Source organism: Paenibacillus sp. AK002 (genome assembly GCF_053903045.1).
The window spans coordinates 3,837,891-3,859,769 of the sequence record NZ_CP096377.1 but is presented as its reverse complement, the minus strand read 5'-3'; the positions used below and the strand labels follow the sequence as shown (position 1 = coordinate 3,859,769).

Genomic DNA, 21,879 nt, shown 5'->3' with positions numbered 1-21,879 from the left:
TAATTATTAGTTAAAGCACTTTATTTATCCATCACATCAGGTTAAAAAAGTGCTGAATACGTGCAAAGCGAAAGGAGGATTGTGATTAGCTGTCGTCAGCCATTTATTCCTGTTTCATATCCACCCCGGTGAGTCATCATGCCAAAGGAGGTATCTTAATGTTTCATGAGCGCTTTGCTCTCAGCGGTAGGAATTTGAAGATTTTTACGTCTTTCATTCTCGCCATTCTTTTACTTATCATGCCGGTCCTGCCGGCTGCAGCTGCATCACCAGGCAAAACCGTGAATGCTTCGGCTAAACTCGCCTATAATCTTAAAGGGCTTAAGCACAATGTGGCCGTACAAAAAGCATATATTGCAGACAAGTATGTTTACGTTACGCAGCGGTCTAAGGGTACATGCTATCTTTCCAGGCTCCTTATTAGCGGGAAAGACGCGAAGTACGTAGACCAAATGACCGTCACAAATACCGGCCATTGCCAAACGCTTGATATGTATACGTACAAAGGGGAGAATTATTTCTACTTCAGTTCCAAGGCCGATCCTTCTACTAAGCAATTCTGGTCCCTCCAAGTGGCAAGACTAAAATACAAGGCGGGATCAAAGGTCGATTATACGAAGCTGGACCGGTTCGTCTATATGAATTATGCAAACAAGACCGGCAAACGATTAGGCACAACCTATAGGGTCGACGGGGGCGGCAACAGCAAATATACGTTCTTCCGCGTACAAACCAAGGAAAAGACCGTTACCTGGTCCATTTACAGCACAGCGTCCCTGAACAAGCTTCTGGACAGCAAAAAGCAGGTTCGAATGGACAGTGCCGCCGCGGTAAAAGCGAGCATAGCGAGTTTCACTCAATCCGGCAGCCGTATTATTAGACCGAATGGATCGTTTCAGGGTGCAGATATGCTGGGGAACTCCAAAATTTACACCTCGGGAGGCGCCGAAGGCCAAACCCCGCAGATCGCCATGATGACCAGCTCGGGAGCCTACAAGAGCCTTGTAAAAATTACGAATGTGGGAAAGCATGAAATCGAAGGCGTTCAGACCAAGAACGGGAAGGTTTATTTTACGATCGTGACGGATCCCAAGAACAAGAAAAACACACAGAAAATTTACTATGTGCCGGATACGATTTTTTAAATGTTTTACGAAAAAGTCGCCATGTAATGGCGGCTTTTTTCGAGATTGTAACTAGTATGTCCGGTCCCCAGCAAGTATAAATCGTTTCTTATCACCGTCTTAAAATCAGAGAACAATGTGAGATTGTGTGTTTTTGTGGTATTCTGTACTAGTAATTCAAACACGGTAGTCGTTTATTGGAGGAATATTGAATGCTTGCACATGATCGGCATCAACAAATCATGAAACTGCTTCACGAAATCCAATCGGTCAAGACAACGGATTTAATTGCGCAATTCGGAGTTTCTTTCGAGACGATTCGAAGAGACCTGGAATATCTGGAACAAGAGGGCTTCTTAAAAAGGGTTCATGGCGGGGCAACCTTGCCGGCAACGGACTATCAGAAAGAACTGCCTTTTACCGTGCGGGAAATGAAGAGGCTTCAAGAGAAACGGGAGTTGGCCCAGATTGCCCTCCGCTACGTGGAAGAAGGGCAATCCTTGTTCATGGATGTAAGCACCACCAATACCGAATTCGCCAAGGCATTGATGACCCGCTTTGATCGATTGACGATACTGACCAATTCCTTTCAGATCGCATCGATACTTATGGAGAAACCTCATTTCACGATCATCTTTGTCGGTGGGGTGGTACGTAACTCGGAACATTGCGTGGTCGGCGATTTTGCCGAATCCTTTGTCACTCAGTTTCATGCCGACCTTTTCTTTATGAGCGTGAGCGGCATATCCCTGACCGAAGGCTTGACGGATTATGGGTTAAGCGAGATTCAGTTGAAGAAGAAAATGCTGGCCCGGGCACACAAGGTCATCGTGCTTGCAGACAGCAGTAAGTTTAACGCGGTTTCGCTCACACCGGTCTGCGGATTGGATCAGATTGAACGGATTGTGACGGACTCCGGGCTAGGGCAAGATGTCCTTAAACTATATCAGGAGGCAGGAGTCAACATCGATTTCCAATAAATTCAAAGGAACAAGAAGAGCCTTCCGACGAGGTTCTTTTTTTTTGCTCATCATATCAATTGACAGTAAGAATTCCCCATGATACGATCAATCTCGAATTGTATATATGTGTATTTATAAGCATAATATTGTGTAAAACAGTGTTTTCGAGGGGGTGCAATAATTTCAATTGCAGTTTTATTGGTTATAGGCTCTGGCATGGCGCATGCGGTATGGAATATGTTGGCAAAGTCGAGTGGGAATAAGCAGTTGTTTTTATTTATGATATATATCCCCACCACGCTTATGCTGCTCCCGGGCTTTATGATCGAAATCGTCACAGCGAATCCACCCATGTCAGGTTATCTATTGTTATTCCTATCCGTGCTCATTCAAGGGGGATATGCCTATTTCTTGTCCAAGTCCTTAACCTATGGCGACCTATCCCAGGTCTACCCGATGATGAGAGGCATTTCCACATTCTTGTTGCCTCTTTGCGGAGTCATTCTCCTGAACGAGCGGTTATCCGTCTGGGGATGGCTGGGACTCGGATTGATTGCATTTGGCTTCTTTCTATCAAGCGGCATCTTTATGAGGAAGCAAAGATTTCATGCCCCTCACAGGGTTCTTTTCTATACTGCAGCCGTGGGGTTTTGCACGATGGCATATGTGATGGTAGACAAAGTGAATCTGCAGCATTTTTCGCCAACGCTGCTTTTGGAAATATCCAATATCGGATTTATGCTTGGGCTGGCCCCGTTTATCCGTTTTGGCGAAATCGGCTGGGTAAGAGAGATAAGAGAACATGGAAAATGGCTTGCGGTTGGCGCGATTCTTTCTCCAGGCTCATATTTGTTGTTCTTGTTTGCCATGAGTATGTCCCCATTAATATACATAGCGCCTCTTCGGGAAATTGGAACCGTATTCGGCACTTTGCTGGGCGTATTGCTGCTGAAGGAAGGTCAAGGAGGGCTGCGGCTCATATCGGCCGGCATTATCTTTATCGGAATCTTACTCGTAGGCATGCTGGGCATATGATTAGCAGACGGCATTTACCGTTGCGGTGAACATGGGGATAACGCGTCGGCCATATTCGACATCATTTTGAAGGAGGATTGAGTAGTTTGAACAAGCGGAATCAAGAAGGAGGAAACCGGAACGAGGACGTGCTGCTCCGATTTCAGGTTATCACCGATACGCACGTGAAGGCGGACCCCGGACATACCTACAATTGTAATTTGGCGAGGGCACTAGAAGATATTAAACGAATGGTGCCGGACAGTGACGGCGTTATGCACGCAGGCGATTTAACCGACCAAGGGAGTACGGAGGAATATGCGGAGTTTCACAGAATATGGCGGGAGCATGGCGCAGGATTGCCGGTCAGTTATTTTGCTACAGGCAATCACGATGTCGGTCTGGGGCATTGGCCTTCACGTTTGGGAGCTTATCTGGATGCCACGGGGATGAGCGGACCCTATCACGATCATTGGGTTAACGGGTACCACTTTATCTTCCTCGGAACCGAGGAGGGGCTGGAGCTGTTTGCTTCCTTGTCCGAAGCTCAGCTGACATGGCTCGACACTAAGCTAACGGAGAGCAAGAACCCGGCTCAACCGGCTTTCGTCTTCCTGCATCAGCCGCTTAAAGACACGGTTGCAGGATCTTATGAGTCGCAGCGGTGGTACGGCGTTGCTCAGGACGAAGCGCTCAAGAAAGTTCTGGCTAAGCACCGGCATGCCATTCTGTTCACGGGGCATACTCACTGGGAGCTGGAAGCGCAGCATACGATGTTCGATGGACAGGAACAACTGCCTTATATGTTTAACGGATCCTCTGTCGCTTACCTATGGACGGATAAAGACGAGCATAAAGATGGGAGTCAGGGGCTGTTCGTCGAGGTTTATGCAGATCGTGTAATCGTCAGAGGCCGGGATTTCGCTGCAGGCAAGTGGCTGGAGAATGTCCGGTTTGAATGTAACATCCCTGAGCAATCCGAATAATTGAAAACGCCTACAACAGAACCCTCCATTCAACGACATCGGTTCATTATGATTGAACTCGGCTGTCGGGTAAATGGAGGGTTTTTCCGTCTCCGTTGCAGGATTACCAAATGAATATAATTGTTTTCACAGGAAAAAGATACTACAACTGGATCGAGGCTTACATATCTGTGTTTAGATTTTGCTCTTGTTCAAATTGACAGCTAAGAGAGTAACAGAGGGGGAAACTTGGAATGAAAAACAATGAACTAAAGAGGGGGCTCGAAGCTCGCCACATTCAGATGATTGCTTTGGGCGGCACCATCGGTGTCGGGTTATTTATGGGTTCGGCAAGCACGATCAAATGGACAGGACCATCGGTGATGCTTGCGTATGCTATTGTAGGGATTTTTATATTCTTCATTATGCGCGCAATGGGGGAAATGCAGTACATAGAACCGAGCACGGGATCGTTTGCGACCTTTGGCCATAAGTACATTCATCCCTTGGCGGGCTATGTGACGGCCTGGAGCAACTGGTTCCAATGGGTGATCGTCGGGATGGCGGAGATCATTGCCGTTGGGACCTACATGAAGTACTGGTTTCCGGATTTGCCCGCTTGGATACCAGGGCTCGTCGCCATGGCGATTCTCGGTGCAGCCAACCTGTTCTCCGTGAAATCGTTTGGTGAATTTGAGTTTTGGTTTGCCATGATTAAAATCGTAACCATCGTCTTGATGATTGTTGCCGGGCTCGGTCTGATTTTGTTCGGATTAGGCAATGGCGGAAATGCGATCGGATTTTCCAACTTGTGGCAGCATGGGGGCTTTTTTACCGGCGGATGGTCAGGCTTTTTCTTTGCTCTCTCGTTAGTGATCGGAGCCTATCAAGGCGTCGAGCTGATAGGGATTACGGCAGGTGAGGCCAAGAACCCGCAAAAAACGTTAAAGAGCGCGACGCAAAGCATTATCTGGCGCATTTTGATCTTCTATATCGGCGCGATTTTTGTGATTGTTACGGTCTATCCTTGGAATCAGCTGCAAGCCCTCGGCAGTCCGTTCGTTGCCACGTTTGCGAAAGTCGGCATTACTGCGGCAGCCGGAATCATCAACTTTGTTGTCATCACCGCCGCCATGTCGGGCTGCAACAGCGGGATATTTAGCGCAGGACGCATGCTTTATACATTAGGAGTCAATGGACAGGCACCGATAATATTTACGAAGCTGTCCCGTAACGGCGTGCCCCTGCTGGGAACGATCGGCGTACTCGCGGGGTTGGGCCTTGGCGTGTTATTAAGTTATATCGCACCGGAAAATCTGTTTGTGCATGTGTACAGCGCAAGCGTGCTTCCCGGCATGGTGCCGTGGTTCGTCATTTTGATCAGTCAAATCAATTTCAGAAGAACCAAGGGGAGTGCCTTGGATGATCATCCGTTCAAAATGCCTTTCGCACCGGTGACCAACTATGTGACGATTGCCTTTTTGCTTATGGTGCTGGTCGGTATGTGGATCAACGATGAAACTCGGATTTCCCTGATTACAGGCATTGTTTTCTTGGGTATTGTCGTGATCAGTTATTATGCTTCCGGGGTTAACAAGGCACAAAAAAACCATGAGTCAAGCAACAAATGAATTGGCAAAACATCCAATAATGAAACAAATCAACATCCCATTCTCACCAAAGTGGAAATGGGATGTTTTCATTTTGAGGTACGAGCTCGAGTGATTTTATGTAGGATTCAAACAGGATAACCAATCTATACGTCGAAATTGAAAAGGTAAGTTTGTCTCCCGGTATCGGACCTCATGGATAGGAATACGACGCTGAACAACTCATGATTGATATAAAACGAAGGTGGGATTCTATATGCAATATGGGCCAGACCCTAACGCAATCTACCCGAATGAGGCGATTAAAAGTATTTGCTATATTAAAAACGTAGTGACACGCCCCAATATTATTGTCGGCGACTATACCTATTATGACGATCTAAACGGCGCCGAAAAATTCGAAGAGCATGTCACGCATCACTATGAATTTATTGGAGACAAGCTGATTATCGGGAAGTTTTGCGCTATCGCAAAGGGGATTGAATTCGTCATGAATGGCGCCAACCATAGAATGGGCAGTGTTACTACCTATCCATTTAACATCATGGGCAACGGTTGGGAGAAATCGACTCCGGCACTGGCCGACTTACCCCTTAAAGGCGACACCGTCATTGGCAACGATGTCTGGATTGGTCAAAACGTCACCGTTATGCCCGGTGTACACATCGGCGACGGAGCTATCATAGCAGCCAATTCGGTTGTTGTAAAAGATGTCCCCCCTTATCATATTGCAGGCGGGAACCCTTGCAGGGTTATTAAGAAAAGATTTGATGACGAACTCATTGACCATCTCCTTGCCATCCAATGGTGGGATTGGCCTGCTCGGAAAATTTTTGACCATCTTGAAACGTTATGCAGCGGAGATCTGACTGAAATCAAGGAAATATAAATTGCTCAATATAGCATTTCATGGGTGAACCTACTTATCGAGCGGCTTTGCAGAATACCAGGGCACCGTGAATATGATCCTCTGCATAAAAATTGGAACCTTACATCATAATAATACAGCCTATTTTATTCCAACATCTCAGAGGAGCAGATACGTGTGAAAAACAAATGGTTGCTAGCGTTAACCCTAGCGTTCGTAATTAGCATGACTCAGGCTGTAGCGCCCGTACAAGCCATGGTGGGCGAGAATCCGGATTGCATAAGTCCCAAAGTAGTCCAATTGAAAGGCGAAATGGAGAAGGTTTGGATCGACCATACGATATGGACAAGAAGCTATATCGTGAGTGCCATATCTAATCGTCCTGATCAGAAGGACGTTCTGGACCGGCTTATGCGAAACCAGCAGGACATTGGCAACGTGATCAAACCTTACTATGGGGAAGCCGCCGGGAATAAGCTTGCCGATCTAATGAGAGAACATATTCGGATTGCAGTGAAAATCGTGGCTGCGGCCAAGGCCGGCAATCAGTCGGAAGTGGACAAATTAGAGGCGGATTGGCACAGAAACGCTGACGATATCGCCAAATTCTTAAGCGCAGCGAATCCGAACTGGCAGTTTAAGGAGCTCCAGGATATGTTGTATACGCATCTCCAATTGATTACGGAAATCGTCGTTAGCTGTATCAAGGGAGATTGGAAAGCGGATATTGCTGCAACCGACAAAAACGAGATCCACATGATTCATTTAGCGGATATTCTGACAGAAGGCATTGTCAAGCAATTCCCTGAGAAATTCTAAGGATTACTCGAGTGTGAAAATCACATTAATGAAGATTATACAATTACACTAGCCGCATCCTTGCGGCTTTTTGTAATTGCCAAAGCAGGAGCTTATGATCATTAACGGTAGGATATGATCTATTAGCCGTTTTTCGCTTTCCGCAAGAGGGAACCCAAAACATTATCGTATACATCCCTCTCCCAACGGGTAATAACTAACAGCACAGCAAAAACGTGACGATCAGTGGGAAAGGGGCTTGAAACGAATGAAACGCAAACTATTGATAACCGGAGCGGCAGGCACCATAGGGAACGTAATCTACATGGGGCTGCAAAAAGACAGCCGGTATGACATCATCGGTGCGGATATAGAGGCGGACGATAGGCAGGGTATCGTGCAGCTGGACATCGTGGACGAGGCGCGGCTGGCAGAGCTTACGCAAGGAGTTGATACGGTGCTCCATTTTGCCTGGATTAAGGACAACGGGGATTTCCTCGGTAAGGTACTGGAAGGAAATGTGACCGGCGCGTACAAGTTGTTTGAGGCAGCAGTGCAGAATGGCGTTCGCCGTATGATATTTGCCAGCTCCAATCATGCGACCGGTTATTACAAGGTTTACGAAAAGGTAGAGCCGGACGATCCGTACCGCCCGGATAGCTTTTACGGACTCAGCAAATGCTATATCGAATTGCTGGGGCGGCTTTATTCCGATCAGGGCAAAATCTCTTCCATTAATATTCGAATCGGCAACTTCCCCGGAGACGATCGACCTCATTCAGAGCGTGCGGGGCATATCTGGATATCGGAACGCGATATGCTTCAACTGATCGTTTGCTGCATTGAAGCAGATGACAAACTACCGTATTTGAACTTGTACGGCACCTCCGCCAATACGGATAACTATTATAACATCGATTATCTGGAAGGATTAATCGGATACAAACCTCAGGACGACGCGGCAAAGCTGCTTGAGTTAGCCAAGGCGGCGGGAAGCAAAGTACGTCAGGACGAGACGGTCTATCAGGGAGGCCAGCAACAATAACAGCTTCGATGAAGGGCCTGTAAACCTGCGTTTCCGTAGATTGGTGATGCCTGATAGAGATTTGCATGCGTACAAAGCCATGAGGATAGGATGAACGATGAGAGGCTTGTCTTCTGAAAGTCGCGTTAATAATGCGGCTTTTTTTATTTTTCAGGATTATCGTTCGTGTCATTCCCACTTGACGTACGTTTCGATTACTTGATCAGCTGCCCCGGCGGCACGTACGCCGATTAAAGGCTTCTATCTAACAAAGTACCCACTTGTTTGGCCATGACTTGCGGCGAGTAGGGCATTCCATTTCGGATCCACCATTCAATGACCCCGACATAAGCAGTCCCGGCATATTGCAGCATCACATCTTCGTGTAATTCCGCATTTTTTCCGCTCTGGTTGTCGATCTCACCTTTGAATCCTTCCATGAAAGACGTAAGCAGCCGCGTTCTGAAAGAGGAAGGGGCGCCTTTGGACGCTAACATGGTTGAAAAAAGCACATAATTCTTTTCAAAATATTCGAAATACGGTACGAGAGCATCCGCCCATTCCATTTCACACGCCCATGTATCCATCTCTTTTAATTCCTGAATGTGCGCCTCCATGATTTGATTCAATAAATCATACTTGTCTTGATAATGCAAATAAATCGTGCCGCGATTCAAATTTGCCTGGTCTGCGATGTCTTGAATGGTTATGTCATCGAAGTTTTTTTCGGCCATCAATTCAATGACGGCTTTTCTTAAGGCTTCCTGCGTTTTTAGGATTCTACGATCCACTTTTGCCATCTTGTATTATCCTCCTGACCTTACCAACATAATGAACACTTTTGATGATCTTGTTGATATCTCAACAAATCGCGCTGATTTAACCATTGAACTTCAACTTCTATCTCCTATAATAATAGACATGAGTTGATTAAACAACTTAATTTGTTTATTCGCTTTTCGTGGATTGGGTCGGCTAAGGAATTCCCTATTTTACGCCAACTCGACTATTTTCTAAAAGAGACTAGTTGAGAAAATTGATACTACCTGGAGGTTATACATGATGAATGCTAATGCACGTGCTGTATTCGGTCCGCAAGGTCCGTTCCAACTAACAACAATTGAGCGCAGGGATCTTAAGCCGCATGATGTGCTCATTGAAATCAAATATGCAGGAATTTGCCACTCGGATATCCATACCGCTCGCGGAGATTGGGGGCCGGTCCAATATCCTCTCGTACCGGGACATGAAATCGCCGGCATTGTCGCCCGGGTTGGCTCGGATGTCACAAAGTATACGGTTGGTGACCGAGTAGGCGTCGGCTGCATGGTTGATTCCTGCGGAGAGTGCGAGAGCTGCCGCAGAGGAGAGGAGCAATATTGTCTGAATGGACATACGGGTACTTACGCAGCTACCGACAGATATGGTCAGTATACACAAGGAGGCTATTCCTCCCATATCGTCGTAACGGAGGATTTCGTCGTACGCATTCCTGACGGCATTGCTCTTGATGCCGCTGCACCGCTCTTATGTGCCGGAATCACAACCTACTCGCCGCTTCGCCATTGGGGTGCCGCTCCTGGCAAGAAGATCGCAGTTGTTGGATTTGGCGGGCTCGGCCACATGGCTGTAAAGCTGGCTCATGCCATGGGAGCCGAAGTCACGGTTTTATCACAGACCTTGAAGAAGAAAGAAGACGGTTTGAAGTTAGGCGCAGACCATTATTATGCTACCAACGATCCAGAGACATTTAACAAGTTGGCCGTCACGTTTGATCTCATCGTGAATACGGTGAGCGCGAAGATTGATTTGAATGCTTATCTCTCGCTGCTGGCAGTGGACGGTACCTTGGTCAACGTCGGTGCACCGCCGGAGGCATTGCCTGTTCAAGTATTTTCTCTAATCCCGCATCGTCGGTCGTTTGCTGGATCGGCAATCGGCGGCATTCGAGAAACGCAGGAAATGCTGGATTTCTGCGCTGAACACCACATAACGCCTGAGATCGAGGTCATTTCCGCAAATCGGATTGATGAGGCTTGGGAACGCGTGCTGGCTTCGGACGTCCGGTATCGATTTGTCATTGATATCAGCACGATGGAGAACGAATAAGAATTCATTGCATCCTTTGAATCATGAAGGGCACGCCGAGTGGTGTGCCCTTTAGTTAAATGAGGAACCGGTCGAACGAACGGTTACCTGCGCAATTGTCTTAAGCAGATACGTTATCTTATAAGAAAATATCTCATCAGTCATAGGAGTTAGAGAAATGAAATATAAAGCTCAACAAAGTTCTCTCGGTTTTGCCCTAATCTTGGCGACATTTTCGGCATTGGGGCCGTTTACGGTCGATATGTACCTGGCATCGCTTCCGCAAATCGCTGTATTTTTTGGAACAAGCGCAGCCGCGGTTCAAGCGAGTTTAACCACCAGCCTGTTAGGATTAGGATTGGGACAGTTGATTATGGGGCCTTTAAGCGACATGTATGGAAGACGTCCGCCTTTGCTGACCTCCATGATCTTGTACATCTTTTCCTCGATTGGATGCGCTTTTGCGCCAAGCATTGAGTGGTTCATATGTTTAAGATTCATTCAAGGGGTTGCGGCGTCGGCCGGACTCGTGATTTCGCGAGCTATTGTCCGCGATCGGTTTCGCGGCGTAGAAATGACGAAGTTTATCGCGCTCTTAACGATGATCAGCAATGTGGCACCGTTAATTTCGCCAACGCTCGGAAGCGCGGTCATGTCATACAGCTCATGGGGAAGCGTATTTCTGTTCTTGGGGGCGCTAGGCATAGCACTGACCGCGATAACCTTAGGAGGGTTAAAGGAAAGCTTACCTGTACAGCAGCGAGTTCCAAGCAGTTTCAGCACGTTGATAAAAAATTATAACAGCTTGTTCCGGGAGCGGTCGTTTATGGGATATGCACTAGTTAACGGCATACTGTTCGCAGGCGTCTTCGCTTATGTGGCGGGTACCCCGTTTATTTATCAGAACATGTACGGCGTGTCGCCACAAATGTTCTCGATCCTCTTTGCGTTGAATGGCCTTGCGATCATTGCGGGATCACAATTCGTTAAATTGTTTGCAGGCCGGGTACCGGAAAACCGGCTATTCAGGATCGGATTAATCATTGCATTCATATCTTCTGCAGCGGTCTTGTTCGTCGTATTGGTACATGGAGCATTGTCTGCCATGTTTATCTCGATCTTCTTATTCGCTTTTTCCATTGGGATCATTGGGCCGATCTCCTTTACGTTAGCCATGGAGTCGCAGGGGCATATTGCAGGCAGCGCTTCCGCCGTGCTCGGCTCCTTACAATTCGCATTAGGCGCCGTTACGTCTCCGCTTGTGGGAATGGCGGGCGAAAATTCCGCGATTCCTTTTGGAGTTGTCATCTTTTCCACCAGTGTGTTATCTATTGCCGCCTATCTCATCCTGATTCAAGGGGGACAAAGATTAACCGGCGGTGAAACCAGCTCTGAATCCAGCATGTGAATGATGTGTTGAGCTTGTGGCATTATGGGTTGTTAGCCATGGATTGGCTATTCTTAACGTAACGAGCATAGACGTTATAATAGCAAGCCACATGCACGAGATTGACAAGCGACCATACAACAAGCCAGATGATCGGTGACGATAGGGTAGTCCAAAGACCGGACCATGGCAGCACGCGCCCTCCGCCGATAAACGTCAGCAATGGGGGGAGAGACAAGAGGATGAGGACCGGAATCAGCCTAATGACCGTTATGAGAATGAACATGCCGATCGTAAGGCGTTTTTTCTTCCGACGAATACGAATAGAAGCATAGGCGCCCCATACAAGCGTTGCGAGAATCAACGCCATCATGATCATAGACATGTTTCGATCGTTAAGAAAAGAGATATTGGGCTGTTCTCCCCTCATCATAGCCGCGACCCCATCGATGATTCCCGAGTAATTCACAAATGCGTTCAATCCCGAATTAAACATCACCGCGATCCCCATCTGCTCGTCCAAATAAACCGTTTCTTCCGATTTGTACGTCCAGAAAATGCCGCTGTGGGAGATCGTTCGGCCGCGCGATGGATCATGGTCTGCGAGCCAACCCATGCCGTACGGCGAAGCTTCTCCGGCTGAATGAAATTGATTCATCAGCGCCGGGGGAAGAAGGTTGCCGCTATATTGGGCAATCATCCACCTGGACATGTCTTCCGCGGTTGAAACGATCCCTGCGGGACCGTCAATAAACCACAGCGGCTCCGAGCGACTCACGGAGCGGCCCAGAATCGAGTAATGACCCGGCGGGATAGCTTCATTCTCATTGATTTGATGTGTCGTGCTGACACTGTAGGTATGGTTCATACCCAGGGGTTTAAAAATATGACGATTCAGGTAATCCGAAAATCGCTCTCCACTGATGCTTTCCACGAGGTTCGCCAACAGCACGTAATTGGGATTGTGGTAGCTGTAAGTTGTTCCAGGTTTATGGGCGAGTTCAACCTCGTTTAATAACCGGTTCGCCTCTTGCAGTGCTTGGAATTGCGGAGTCCTCGTCATATCGGGATTGGTTCCATCCGTCAGGCCGCTGGTTTGATTCAATAAATGCCGGACCGTTATGTCATGAACTCGGGGATCCTGTGGCGTCAGTTCGGGAAAATAGGAAAGGTAAGCCTCATCCAGATCAATCCGGCCTTTATCCACCAACTGCAGTACGGCTAATGCGGTAAAGGACTTGCTAAGCGAAGCAATGGGTAGAGGGGTTTCGTCCGTTATGCTTTGGTTTTCACCAAACGTACCATAACCTTTGGCATAGAAGGTCTTATCGTTTAAGGAAATCGACAAGGACGCACCTTCGATATGGTTGGCCTTCATGCTCCGGCTCATGTATTCGTCAATGTCCCGCCAAAGTTCCGTGCGGTCTTGGACCTCCCATGCAGATACGGACTCCGCCATCACGGTCCAAGATAGCAGCAGGCAGGTAATTACGGTAAACATTCTTTGTATTGTTTTCGCCATCATAGCACTCCTTCATTCAAGATAAGGATATGCTATCGGATAATTTTCAACTATTTATCAACTATGATCCAAAACTTGCGGTAACGCACCCGCCGCCTTGAGGTCCGTTTTCGACCTGCAAGCTCCCGCCATGTATTTCGCAAAGCACCTTGCAAACATACAATCCTAGTCCGCGATGTTCGGTTGCATCCCACATATCCCCGCGGTAAAAAGGAAGAGCTGCCTTGTCTAGGGCTTCGTTCGAGAAACCGGGTCCGTCGTCCGTGACGGCAATATCCATAGAGGCTTCCCGAATGATAAAACGAGCGTTCACCTGACTGGTTGCGTAACGCGCCGCATTGGCTACCAGGTTCTCGAATACCTGCATGACGACATTAGCATCCAGGCTGATTTCACAATCAGCGTTATCAATGGAAGAGGCAAAGTTAATGCCGAATTGACTAGCTATTTGTTTGGCGCTGTCGTTCAACAAAGCCGTGAAAGGGATGATATTCACGGGATCGCGATGCACCGGGGTATCCTCCAGCTTCTGAATCGAGCTCATGGCCTCCGCATAGTTCTCCAAGCGAACGATGTGAAGGTTCATGGTATGGATCAGATCCAGAATCTTCTCTTCCGACAATTTCTTCTCGGGAACATAGGTGGCGAGAAACTCGGCGTATCCTTTCAGCACAGACAGTGGCGTCCTCAGATCATGGGCAAAAATTGCATTGAGCTGCTTGCGCTCCTCGACCGAACGCCAGAGCGACTTTAAATTGATTTCCAATTGTGAGCGCATGTTTTCAAATACGGCGATCAGCTCGCCCATCTCGTCCCGGCTGCCATAGGAGATACTGAAGCTTAGATCGTTGGCCGAGATCTTCTTGGATGCTTGCATTAGAATCGTCAGCGGTCGTTTTAGCTTCCAACTGTAAAATAGAACGGCCATGGCGACAATTCCTGCGGCTACCGTCAACAGCACCGCCGCGACGAGGGAGGGCAGCAACCAATCGGGCTCTCCAAAACGCTCCCGCAGGATCTCCGCCCAGGCAAATTCCAAGGTGATCATGGCCAGTACGGCCAAGAGCGTGAGAATGCATAACAGGATGAACGATTGCAGCAAATTAAGTCTTTCTAGCAGCAGCCTATTTACGAGTTTAGCCATTTGTATCCTACTCCCCACACCGTCTCGATTCGATCGGTGCTGCCTTATTCCTTGAATTTGTTGCGAATTCGCCGAATATGCTCCGCGATGACGCTGCTATCGCCTTCTTCGTCCAGGCCCCAAATTTTCTCGTACATTCGCTCCTTCTCGAATACCATGCCGGGATTCATGGACAGCAATTCGATAATGTCGAACTCTTTTTTGGCCAAAGGGATTCGTATATCCTGGAAATAAAGCTCCCGGGCCGTATAATTAATGACCAAATCAAGGTTAAACCTCACCGAGGCTTTGGTTAGGATTCGCTGTTCCCTTCGCAAATGCGCTTCCACCCTGGCGCCAAGCTCGCGAATACTGAAAGGTTTCAGGATATAGTCATCGCCTCCTGCCCGAAAGCCGGCTATTTTATCGGCATCTTCGATTCGAGCGGTCAAAAATAAGATAGGGCACGAAACAAAACCTCTAATTCTTTCGCATATTTCAAGGCCGTTCTCCTCAGGCATGTTGATATCGAGCAACACGATATCGGGTCCTTGTTCCACTTTTTGCATAGCTTCCCGGCTGTTCTTGGCCGTCATGACAAAATATCCATTAATTTCAAAGTAATCAGTCAGCAGCTTTCGAAGATCCGCCTCATCGTCCACGATTAGTATCTTATGCATACATGCTTCATCTCCAGTTTCATGTGTTTAATTTCAGCATATCAAAGAAATTTTCGCATACCAATCGGATTTTAATTGAACGGCATGAAAAGTCTAAGGCAGAGTAGACGAGGTTCACCAATCGTGGTATGAATAGTATTGGCTGAGTCGGTGGCGCTTCGACACCACCACCGTTAGAGAAGGGATGAACAAGGAAAGTAATCGATGGTACACGTTATTTTATTTTGGAGGATCAATCATGAATCAACGTTTTCGGATCACGAGATCCATGCAACCCAACGCTGGCGATCAGGAGATTTCATTGGAAGAATGCCAACTATATTTTTCAACCAAAGCTGATTTTATTTATCAGACGGAGCTCACTGTGAGAGGGGAAGAGAGCACCATGTCGGTAGAGGGCGATTTCTTTATGTGGAAACATGGGGAAGCCTTGATTCCATTCAGGCACTACATGGGAGAGCTGTATGTCGCCGTTTCCCATCAAGACCTTGTGCCTCTCATGATCGAAATTGCAACTGATTTGCGGGCGGATATCGTAGAAGGGTAACCGAATGGATCCTGTAAGAGCTTCGTAAGATCTTATTATTAGATATGTTAGGCTGTCGGGATTAGAAAGCAAAATAAAAAGCGCTGATGAGCTTGGTTAGAGATCTTACCGAGCCCATCGGCGCTTTTTTTGCGAAGTCCATTTTAAATGGGTGCAGGATGGTTTGGTGTAGGATGCGATGCCTGCGGACTATCCGCGAATTTTTGCCCCAATCCACCAAGTAGATGGCGGCCGTTAAAGCAAACGCAAGCGGGCAACGGCGATGCCCAAGCGGATAGGGAAGGGCTGAAAGAGAGGGGCGGTAAGAGAATGCAGTGGAGGAAGGGTGGCTTGCTTCATATCATGGACTCTGCACGCCGTCCCTCATTTTTTGTGGAACTTTTTTACCAGGAGATCTACTTTTTGGTGTAAGTGCCGCAGTTCTTTATTGTAATGTCTGTAAGTTAATACACCGAGAATGGATTTGATGCCCAAAAAGACGATGGCAGCAATGACAATCAGCAAATAATTGTGAGCCAGTTGTCCAAGCCAGCTGTTGATGTTAACCATGATGACCCTCCTTCATGAATAGTATTTGTTTTTCGACCAGGAAGTTATGCCAGAACATGTAAAGTAACGGCAACCCGATGATTTCTGACGGCCGGTCATTACAGGAGAATATAACCATATGATCGTTCCATTTGTTTGCCTTATCTTTGGTTGATGGTTATCCCGTAGGGCTTGATGTTTGATGAGGATCTACGAGCGCTTATTATTGTTGTAAATGCAACAAAAATAGTGTACTATTTTCTTACTGCTTCATTAGAATAAATTCGAGAAGAGTGGAGTTGCAGATATGAAGGACGTTCTCCGTGAGATTGGTATGATCGCCAGGTCATTGGATTCGATAAGCAATATTGAGTTTAAGCAATACGACCTGACAAAAGGACAGTATTTGTACCTCGTGCGAATATGTGAACACCCAGGAATTATTCAAGAAAAGTTATCTGAAATGATAAAGGTCGACCGAACAACAACGGCTCGGGCTATAAAGAAGCTTGAGATGAATGGGTTTATTGATAGAAGAGAAGATCAATATAACAAAAAAATCAAAAAACTGTTTCCAACGGAGAAAGGGAGCAATGTGTATCCTTTAATAAAAAGGGAGAACGATTATTCCAATTTGGTTGCACTATCCGGATTCTCTGCAAGTGAAGTAGAAGTCATGTTTGAGTTTATCCAAAGAGTCCGACACAATGTGGAAAAAGACTGGGAGTTTGTTAAAAAGGGTAACAAGCGACACTATTGATGTATTCAAAGGAGGACGAAGCAAAGTGACCACAACTATAGAAAAGTGCACGATTGAAGATCTGGGCTTGCTTCAAGAAATAAGCATTAAAACATTTAACGAGACTTTTAAGGATCAAAATTCGCCTGAAAATATGAAAGCCTACTTAGATAGAGCTTTCCATTTGAATCAATTGGAAAAAGAATTATCGAATATCTTTTCGGATTTCTATTTTATTTACGCTAATGGGGAAATTGCAGGATATTTAAAAATAAACACCCATCATGCTCAGTCCGAAGCAATGGGCGATGATTGCCTAGAGATCGAGCGGATCTATATCAAGCAAAGCTTTCATAAACAGGGGCTTGGCAAATATCTAATGAATAAAGCCGTAGAGATCGCGTTGGAACGGAATCTAAGGAAGATCTGGCTAGGGGTTTGGGAAAAAAATGAGAATGCCATTACCTTTTATAATAAAATGGGGTTTGTTCAGACGGGGACCCATACTTTCTATATGGGGGATGAAGAGCAAATCGATCTTATCATGACCCAAGCACTCAAATAATAGGAAGCACAGCGGATCGAACTTAGGACTCATGGGCAGGGCGAGGGTCAGTGTTCTTATAATCAGGACTACAATGTGACTGAGTGGAATCGATCGCCTCCAACGAATAGATCATCCTTCGTCTAACGCTTCTCTGCCCGCCGCTGTTCTTGAAGTTTTCATGCGTGGGGTTGCCAATGGTCATGCCGACGATAGCTTCACCAGCTTAATTGAAATGTTTAAAAAGCCTTCATAATCGCATAGTCCGACCGCATTCCATTCGTGGTATGCGGTTTTTTGTTTATGCCCAAGAGTAACGAAACGGTTTTTTCAGTATTGAGCCGAGAGTTGACAGAATTGATTTTATATTTTAATATTCATCCATGACGTTAATCGTAAGGATTACGAATAAAAATAATACAGAGTCGATTGGCTCGGAAAGAAGAGAACATTACCATGCAAAAAGGGATACATCCAACATTTCAAAAAGTCATATTCCTAGACGCGAGCGTTGGCTTTTCATTTCTTAGTGCCTCCACGAAGACTTCGACAGAAACGATGGAGTGGGAAGACGGTCATACCTATCCCGTGATTCGCGTAGATTCCAGTTCGGCTTCACACCCTTTCTTCACGGGCAAGCAGAAAAATACCGAAATCGGCGGGCGTGTCGATAAGTTCAAGAAACGATTAAGTTATAAACGGTAGAGAGGATAACGTACCGAATCAGAAAAAGAACGGTCACGCCATGATACTCGATTTATGCAGTGAAGGAGCAGCAGTTGATCATGAGCAAAAGCAATGCAAGCCAGCGTATTCCGCGTGCCAAAGGGATCGATATGGCAACCGTGTATTCACCTAAGGAGTGCGGCAAAAAAGCGAGGCACCTGATATTGCCGGATTTCAATCAGAGAATTGTGGATGAGTTTATAGCCATTTTAGGGATGAGGGAGGAATTCGAGGAGCATCACGTACCGATTCCTAACAAGATCGTCATGTACGGTCCTCCGGGAACAGGAAAAACCTTAACGGCCTTTTATATGGCCAGCCTACTGGAGCTTCCACTCGTCCTGGCTCGTCTGGATGCTATCATTCATAGTCATCTGGGCGAAACGGGGAGCAATATTCGCAAAATCTTCGATTATGCAGACACATTTCCCTGCGTTCTTTTCCTTGATGAGTTCGATGCCATTGCCAGGACGAGGGACAGCAACGATGAAGTGAAGGAGATGGCCCGTGCTGTTAATACATTGCTGCAGTGTTTGGATGATTTTGGGGACAAGAGCATCATGATGGCGGCCACCAATTTGGAGAAGGAATTGGACCAGGCAATATGGCGCAGGTTCGATACTAAGATGACGTATTCCCTGCCGGACTTTGGCAGAAGGCAGCATTATATCGAAATTCTTCTCGGAGATTTCCGGTGTGAGGCGTCAGCGTTGACGGGGGCATGTGACCTGCTTGCAGGGTGCAGCTTTGCCGACATGGAGCAAATAGTATTGAAAGCAAAGCGAAAAGCCATTATTGAACGGCAACCGCTGCTGAAAAGCCATATAAAAGATTCCTATGATGAATATAAACCTGATCTGGCGAAGCTTTAAGGGGGATGGCTGTCCTGCTGCCGGGTTGGAAAAGGGATTGCAATAGGATACACCGGGTTTCATGCTGAATAAAACAGTTTTTCTGTCACAAGGAAGGAAGAGATGGGGAAATGTTATTGTCTTCCATGCGCGACGTTATGTTTGGATACGGGGATCAAGCTGTCGTTGAGAATTTGTCGCTCGACATTCATAGCGGACAATTCATCGGTATATCCGGTCCAAATGGCGCCGCAAAATCAACTTTGCTGAAATTGATGCTTGGTTTGATAAAGCCCTGGAGCGGGTCCATCGTTTTCAAGCGAGTATTGGAGGACGGATCCAGGATATCTGTCGGATATGTTCCGCAGCAAGTGACCTCGTTCAACGCAGGCTTTCCCAGTAAAGTGATTGAGCTTGTACGATCGGGCCGTTACGGACGACTCGGATTGTTCAAGCGTTTCACATCCGTAGATTATGAGATCGTTGAGCGAAGCCTGAAGGAAGTGGGGATGTGGGAATATCGTCATCGGAGGATCGGCGAGTTATCGGGAGGGCAGAAGCAGCGAATATGCGTTGCCAGAGCATTGGCCCAGCAGCCGCAGGTATTGATCCTTGACGAGCCTACGACAGGGATGGATGTGTCGAGTCGTACGGATCTGTACCGACTATTAAACGATTATGTCAAGGACAAAGGCAACACGGTCATTATGGTTACCCATTCGCTTGATGAAATCGGTCCATATCTGGACCAGGTCGTCCAGTTGGAGCGAAAGGAGAATGAGGGATGGCGATGCTCGGTTACGAATTCATGCAGCGCGCGTTTTGGGCAGGAGGCCTGATCGGCGTGATCGGTCCCGTTCTGGGCGTGTTTTTAATGCTCAGGCGCCAGGTTCTCATGGCGGACACACTCTCTCATGTATCCTTGGCGGGAGTCGCATTGGGTTCTTTTTTGAAACTGAATCCCGCACTCAGCGGTTTTGCAATGGCTATTGTCGGGGCACTTGTGATTGAACAGCTTAGGAGAGCGTATCGTACATACACCGAGGTTCCGGTTGCCATAATTATGACGTCCGGGCTTGCTCTGTCGGTGGTCCTGATGAGCTTGAATCAAAATCTGAGCAAGAGCTTCAGCTCCTATTTGTTCGGGTCGATTGTTGCGGTTAGCGATACGCAGCTTCGGCTTATTGCGGTGGTAGCAGCAGTAGGGATCATCTTTTTTGTTGGTTTGCGCCGGCCGCTTTATAACTTTGCTTTTGATGAGGAGACCGCTGCGGTATCCGGTATGCGTGTCTCTCTCCTGTCTTTTTTATTCGCCGTGTTTACGGGAATGACGGTTGCCGCCGCAATGCCGGTAGTCGGCGTGTTGTTGGTTTCGGCGTTAATTGTGCTGCCGGCCTCGATCGCACTGCGGATGGCAACAGGTTTTTTAGCAGCCATGGGGATCGCCGTCGTTGTTGGGCTGAGCGGTGTTTTTTCGGGCCTTGCTGCTTCATACTATCTCAATACGCCGCCAGGAGGTACCATTGCCCTGATTCTATTAGGATTTCTAATCATGGCCGTAATCTTTCAAAAATTGCTTCGGTTACAAAATCGAAGATTGATACAAAAAATAAATAGAAATAGGAGTCATAAGAATTATGAAGAGATTTAAGCGAGTATTAACCCTACTATCCCTATCCGCAGTATTGGCTATTGCAGGCTGCGGCTCGGGTAAACCGACGGTTTCTCATGATGGAAACGGGTCTTCCGCCAGTAACCAGACGTCTGATGCTTCCACAACGGAAGCTACAAAGCTGAAAGTTAAAACCAGCTTCTATCCCATGTATGAATTTACTAGACAGGTAGCGGGCGATCTGGCAGATGTGGAGAATTTAGTTCCTCCAGGAATTGAAGCGCATGATTGGGAGCCGACACCCCAGGACATGGCGGGGATTTCCGATGCCGATGTGCTGGTGTATAATGGCGCCGGCATGGAAGGCTGGGTCGATCAGGTTCTGGAGAGCACCGGGGTATCGGCAATTGAGGCCAGTAAGGGAATAGAGATCATGGAAGGTACCGGTCATTCTCATGATCATGGTGAAGAGGGGGATCACGGCCACGATGATCATGCCCATGATCATGCTGAAGAGGGCGATCACAGCCACGATGATCATGCCCATGATCATGCTGAAGAGGGCGATCACAGCCATGATGAGCATGCCCATGATCAAGAGGAAGAGGGGCATCACCATGACCACGGTGGACTGGATCCGCATGTATGGCTCTCGCCGGCCATGGCTGTCAAACAAGTGCGCAACATCGAGGCAGGTTTGGCCGAAGCAGCTCCGGAACATCAAGAGGCATTCAAAGCAAACGCAGATGCTTATGTTAGTAAACTGGAGGCATTGGACAAGGAGTTTCGAGACGGACTGAAAAATGCCAAACGAAAAGACTTCATTACGCAGCATGCTGCGTTCGGGTATCTAGCCAGAGAATACGGTTTGACTCAAGTGCCGATTGCAGGCTTATCTCCGGACCAAGAGCCCTCGGCTGCTCAAATGGCTGAAGTGATCGAATTTGCCAAGGAGCACAATGTAAAAACGATATTCTTTGAAACGCTTGTGTCGTCAAACGTTGCAGAGACGATAGCCTCTGAGATCGGCGCTTCGACTTCCGTACTTAATCCAATCGAAGGATTAACCGAGGAAGATATCGCGGATAACCTTGATTACATTGCCATTATGCGTCAAAACCTCGACGCTTTAACAAAGGCATTGAATGAATAATCGCGAATAGGAAA

At 47.2% G+C, this 21,879-nt stretch carries 23 protein-coding genes and 1 pseudogene; 19 read left to right on the top strand and 5 right to left on the bottom strand.

Going from position 1 to position 21,879, the window contains the following annotated elements:
* Positions 1 to 158 precede the first annotated feature (158 nt).
* The 8 genes from M1D70_RS16930 to M1D70_RS16895 all read left to right on the top strand — a co-directional run bounded on the left by M1D70_RS16930 (position 159) and on the right by M1D70_RS16895 (position 8,386).
* Positions 159 to 1,145, top strand: coding sequence for a phage baseplate protein (locus M1D70_RS16930; RefSeq protein WP_009591314.1), 987 nt, complete (start codon positions 159 to 161; stop codon positions 1,143 to 1,145).
* Positions 1,146 to 1,336: 191 nt separating this feature from the next.
* Positions 1,337 to 2,104: a DeoR/GlpR family DNA-binding transcription regulator gene (locus M1D70_RS16925; protein WP_009591308.1), complete on the top strand. Its 768-nt coding sequence runs from the start codon at positions 1,337 to 1,339 to the stop codon at positions 2,102 to 2,104.
* Between the two features lie 198 nt (positions 2,105 to 2,302).
* Complete coding sequence (locus tag M1D70_RS16920; protein WP_050802806.1) at positions 2,303 to 3,121, top strand: DMT family transporter; 819 nt, start codon at positions 2,303 to 2,305, stop codon at positions 3,119 to 3,121.
* Between the two features lie 86 nt (positions 3,122 to 3,207).
* Positions 3,208 to 4,086: a metallophosphoesterase family protein gene (locus M1D70_RS16915; protein WP_456287406.1), complete on the top strand. Its 879-nt coding sequence runs from the start codon at positions 3,208 to 3,210 to the stop codon at positions 4,084 to 4,086.
* Between the two features lie 233 nt (positions 4,087 to 4,319).
* On the top strand, positions 4,320 to 5,696 hold the full coding sequence (locus M1D70_RS16910; RefSeq protein ID WP_456287405.1) for an amino acid permease: 1,377 nt from the start codon (positions 4,320 to 4,322) through the stop codon (positions 5,694 to 5,696).
* A 235-nt stretch (positions 5,697 to 5,931) separates the two neighbouring features.
* Positions 5,932 to 6,564 (top strand): Vat family streptogramin A O-acetyltransferase, encoded by a 633-nt coding sequence (locus tag M1D70_RS16905; RefSeq protein ID WP_456287404.1) that lies wholly within the window; start codon positions 5,932 to 5,934, stop codon positions 6,562 to 6,564.
* A gap of 156 nt (positions 6,565 to 6,720) precedes the next feature.
* Positions 6,721 to 7,362, top strand: a complete 642-nt coding sequence (locus M1D70_RS16900) for a glycosyltransferase (protein WP_456287403.1) — start codon at positions 6,721 to 6,723, stop codon at positions 7,360 to 7,362.
* Positions 7,363 to 7,609: 247 nt separating this feature from the next.
* On the top strand, positions 7,610 to 8,386 hold the full coding sequence (locus M1D70_RS16895; RefSeq protein WP_456287402.1) for an NAD-dependent epimerase/dehydratase family protein: 777 nt from the start codon (positions 7,610 to 7,612) through the stop codon (positions 8,384 to 8,386).
* Between the two features lie 230 nt (positions 8,387 to 8,616).
* Here the strand turns inward: M1D70_RS16895 and M1D70_RS16890 are convergent, their stop codons facing one another.
* Positions 8,617 to 9,165: a TetR/AcrR family transcriptional regulator gene (locus tag M1D70_RS16890; protein ID WP_456287401.1), complete on the bottom strand. Its 549-nt coding sequence runs from the start codon at positions 9,163 to 9,165 to the stop codon at positions 8,617 to 8,619.
* A gap of 259 nt (positions 9,166 to 9,424) precedes the next feature.
* Between M1D70_RS16890 and M1D70_RS16885 the strand changes: the two genes are divergently transcribed.
* Together M1D70_RS16885 and M1D70_RS16880 are read left to right on the top strand one after the other, a co-directional pair.
* Complete coding sequence (locus tag M1D70_RS16885) at positions 9,425 to 10,474, top strand: NAD(P)-dependent alcohol dehydrogenase (RefSeq protein ID WP_456287400.1); 1,050 nt, start codon at positions 9,425 to 9,427, stop codon at positions 10,472 to 10,474.
* A gap of 157 nt (positions 10,475 to 10,631) precedes the next feature.
* On the top strand, positions 10,632 to 11,861 hold the full coding sequence (locus M1D70_RS16880) for a multidrug effflux MFS transporter (RefSeq protein ID WP_456287399.1): 1,230 nt from the start codon (positions 10,632 to 10,634) through the stop codon (positions 11,859 to 11,861).
* Between the two features lie 22 nt (positions 11,862 to 11,883).
* Here the strand turns inward: M1D70_RS16880 and M1D70_RS16875 are convergent, their stop codons facing one another.
* The 3 genes from M1D70_RS16875 to M1D70_RS16865 form a co-directional block, all read right to left on the bottom strand.
* Positions 11,884 to 13,341 (bottom strand): serine hydrolase domain-containing protein, encoded by a 1,458-nt coding sequence (locus M1D70_RS16875; protein ID WP_456287397.1) that lies wholly within the window; start codon positions 13,339 to 13,341, stop codon positions 11,884 to 11,886.
* Positions 13,342 to 13,423: 82 nt separating this feature from the next.
* Positions 13,424 to 14,506: a HAMP domain-containing sensor histidine kinase gene (locus tag M1D70_RS16870; protein WP_456287396.1), complete on the bottom strand. Its 1,083-nt coding sequence runs from the start codon at positions 14,504 to 14,506 to the stop codon at positions 13,424 to 13,426.
* Between the two features lie 44 nt (positions 14,507 to 14,550).
* On the bottom strand, positions 14,551 to 15,165 hold the full coding sequence (locus M1D70_RS16865) for a response regulator transcription factor (RefSeq protein WP_456287395.1): 615 nt from the start codon (positions 15,163 to 15,165) through the stop codon (positions 14,551 to 14,553).
* Positions 15,166 to 15,403: 238 nt separating this feature from the next.
* Here M1D70_RS16865 and M1D70_RS16860 point away from each other — a divergent pair, with 238 nt between their 5' ends.
* Complete coding sequence (locus tag M1D70_RS16860; protein ID WP_009591330.1) at positions 15,404 to 15,712, top strand: hypothetical protein; 309 nt, start codon at positions 15,404 to 15,406, stop codon at positions 15,710 to 15,712.
* Between the two features lie 363 nt (positions 15,713 to 16,075).
* Here the strand turns inward: M1D70_RS16860 and M1D70_RS16855 are convergent, their stop codons facing one another.
* A complete protein-coding gene (locus M1D70_RS16855) occupies positions 16,076 to 16,261 on the bottom strand; it encodes a hypothetical protein (protein WP_456287394.1) in 186 nt (61 codons plus the stop codon).
* A gap of 286 nt (positions 16,262 to 16,547) precedes the next feature.
* On the opposite strand from M1D70_RS16855, the gene M1D70_RS16850 reads away from it, so the two are divergent.
* The 8 genes and pseudogenes from M1D70_RS16850 (at position 16,548) to M1D70_RS16815 (ending at position 21,865) form a co-directional block, all read left to right on the top strand.
* Positions 16,548 to 17,000 carry a MarR family winged helix-turn-helix transcriptional regulator gene (locus tag M1D70_RS16850; protein ID WP_456287393.1) on the top strand — a complete coding sequence of 151 codons (453 nt, stop codon included), beginning with the start codon at positions 16,548 to 16,550 and terminating at the stop codon, positions 16,998 to 17,000.
* A 25-nt stretch (positions 17,001 to 17,025) separates the two neighbouring features.
* Complete coding sequence (locus M1D70_RS16845) at positions 17,026 to 17,544, top strand: GNAT family N-acetyltransferase (RefSeq protein ID WP_456287392.1); 519 nt, start codon at positions 17,026 to 17,028, stop codon at positions 17,542 to 17,544.
* A gap of 130 nt (positions 17,545 to 17,674) precedes the next feature.
* Positions 17,675 to 17,779: pseudogene (locus M1D70_RS16840) on the top strand (imine reductase family protein); the annotation flags it as partial.
* 200 nt (positions 17,780 to 17,979) lie between these two features.
* Positions 17,980 to 18,228, top strand: a complete 249-nt coding sequence (locus tag M1D70_RS16835) for a type B 50S ribosomal protein L31 (protein WP_036671819.1) — start codon at positions 17,980 to 17,982, stop codon at positions 18,226 to 18,228.
* Between the two features lie 80 nt (positions 18,229 to 18,308).
* Positions 18,309 to 19,121, top strand: coding sequence for an AAA family ATPase (locus M1D70_RS16830; RefSeq protein ID WP_456287391.1), 813 nt, complete (start codon positions 18,309 to 18,311; stop codon positions 19,119 to 19,121).
* A 110-nt stretch (positions 19,122 to 19,231) separates the two neighbouring features.
* On the top strand, positions 19,232 to 19,939 hold the full coding sequence (locus M1D70_RS16825; protein WP_456287390.1) for a metal ABC transporter ATP-binding protein: 708 nt from the start codon (positions 19,232 to 19,234) through the stop codon (positions 19,937 to 19,939).
* A complete protein-coding gene (locus M1D70_RS16820; RefSeq protein ID WP_456287389.1) occupies positions 19,885 to 20,751 on the top strand; it encodes a metal ABC transporter permease in 867 nt (288 codons plus the stop codon). The genes M1D70_RS16825 and M1D70_RS16820 overlap by 55 nt, the downstream gene beginning before the upstream one ends.
* On the top strand, positions 20,738 to 21,865 hold the full coding sequence (locus M1D70_RS16815) for a metal ABC transporter substrate-binding protein (RefSeq protein ID WP_456287388.1): 1,128 nt from the start codon (positions 20,738 to 20,740) through the stop codon (positions 21,863 to 21,865). The genes M1D70_RS16820 and M1D70_RS16815 overlap by 14 nt, the downstream gene beginning before the upstream one ends.
* Positions 21,866 to 21,879: the final 14 nt, after the last annotated feature.

What these genes read in the sequence shown, in the direction of transcription:
- M1D70_RS16930 (WP_009591314.1), top strand. Translation starts at nt 159, where the DNA reads ATGTTTCATGAGCGCTTTGCTCTCAGCGGTAGGAATTTGAAGATTTTT.
- M1D70_RS16925 (WP_009591308.1), top strand. Translation starts at nt 1,337, where the DNA reads ATGCTTGCACATGATCGGCATCAACAAATCATGAAACTGCTTCACGAA.
- M1D70_RS16920 (WP_050802806.1), top strand. Translation starts at nt 2,303, where the DNA reads ATGGCGCATGCGGTATGGAATATGTTGGCAAAGTCGAGTGGGAATAAG.
- M1D70_RS16910 (WP_456287405.1), top strand. Translation starts at nt 4,320, where the DNA reads ATGAAAAACAATGAACTAAAGAGGGGGCTCGAAGCTCGCCACATTCAG.
- M1D70_RS16905 (WP_456287404.1), top strand. Translation starts at nt 5,932, where the DNA reads ATGCAATATGGGCCAGACCCTAACGCAATCTACCCGAATGAGGCGATT.
- M1D70_RS16895 (WP_456287402.1), top strand. Translation starts at nt 7,610, where the DNA reads ATGAAACGCAAACTATTGATAACCGGAGCGGCAGGCACCATAGGGAAC.
- M1D70_RS16890 (WP_456287401.1), bottom strand. Translation starts at nt 9,165, where the DNA reads ATGGCAAAAGTGGATCGTAGAATCCTAAAAACGCAGGAAGCCTTAAGA.
- M1D70_RS16885 (WP_456287400.1), top strand. Translation starts at nt 9,425, where the DNA reads ATGATGAATGCTAATGCACGTGCTGTATTCGGTCCGCAAGGTCCGTTC.
- M1D70_RS16880 (WP_456287399.1), top strand. Translation starts at nt 10,632, where the DNA reads ATGAAATATAAAGCTCAACAAAGTTCTCTCGGTTTTGCCCTAATCTTG.
- M1D70_RS16875 (WP_456287397.1), bottom strand. Translation starts at nt 13,341, where the DNA reads ATGTTTACCGTAATTACCTGCCTGCTGCTATCTTGGACCGTGATGGCG.
- M1D70_RS16870 (WP_456287396.1), bottom strand. Translation starts at nt 14,506, where the DNA reads ATGGCTAAACTCGTAAATAGGCTGCTGCTAGAAAGACTTAATTTGCTG.
- M1D70_RS16865 (WP_456287395.1), bottom strand. Translation starts at nt 15,165, where the DNA reads ATGCATAAGATACTAATCGTGGACGATGAGGCGGATCTTCGAAAGCTG.
- M1D70_RS16860 (WP_009591330.1), top strand. Translation starts at nt 15,404, where the DNA reads ATGAATCAACGTTTTCGGATCACGAGATCCATGCAACCCAACGCTGGC.
- M1D70_RS16855 (WP_456287394.1), bottom strand. Translation starts at nt 16,261, where the DNA reads ATGGTTAACATCAACAGCTGGCTTGGACAACTGGCTCACAATTATTTG.
- M1D70_RS16850 (WP_456287393.1), top strand. Translation starts at nt 16,548, where the DNA reads ATGAAGGACGTTCTCCGTGAGATTGGTATGATCGCCAGGTCATTGGAT.
- M1D70_RS16835 (WP_036671819.1), top strand. Translation starts at nt 17,980, where the DNA reads ATGCAAAAAGGGATACATCCAACATTTCAAAAAGTCATATTCCTAGAC.
- M1D70_RS16830 (WP_456287391.1), top strand. Translation starts at nt 18,309, where the DNA reads ATGAGCAAAAGCAATGCAAGCCAGCGTATTCCGCGTGCCAAAGGGATC.
- M1D70_RS16825 (WP_456287390.1), top strand. Translation starts at nt 19,232, where the DNA reads ATGTTATTGTCTTCCATGCGCGACGTTATGTTTGGATACGGGGATCAA.
- M1D70_RS16820 (WP_456287389.1), top strand. Translation starts at nt 19,885, where the DNA reads ATGGCGATGCTCGGTTACGAATTCATGCAGCGCGCGTTTTGGGCAGGA.
- M1D70_RS16815 (WP_456287388.1), top strand. Translation starts at nt 20,738, where the DNA reads ATGAAGAGATTTAAGCGAGTATTAACCCTACTATCCCTATCCGCAGTA.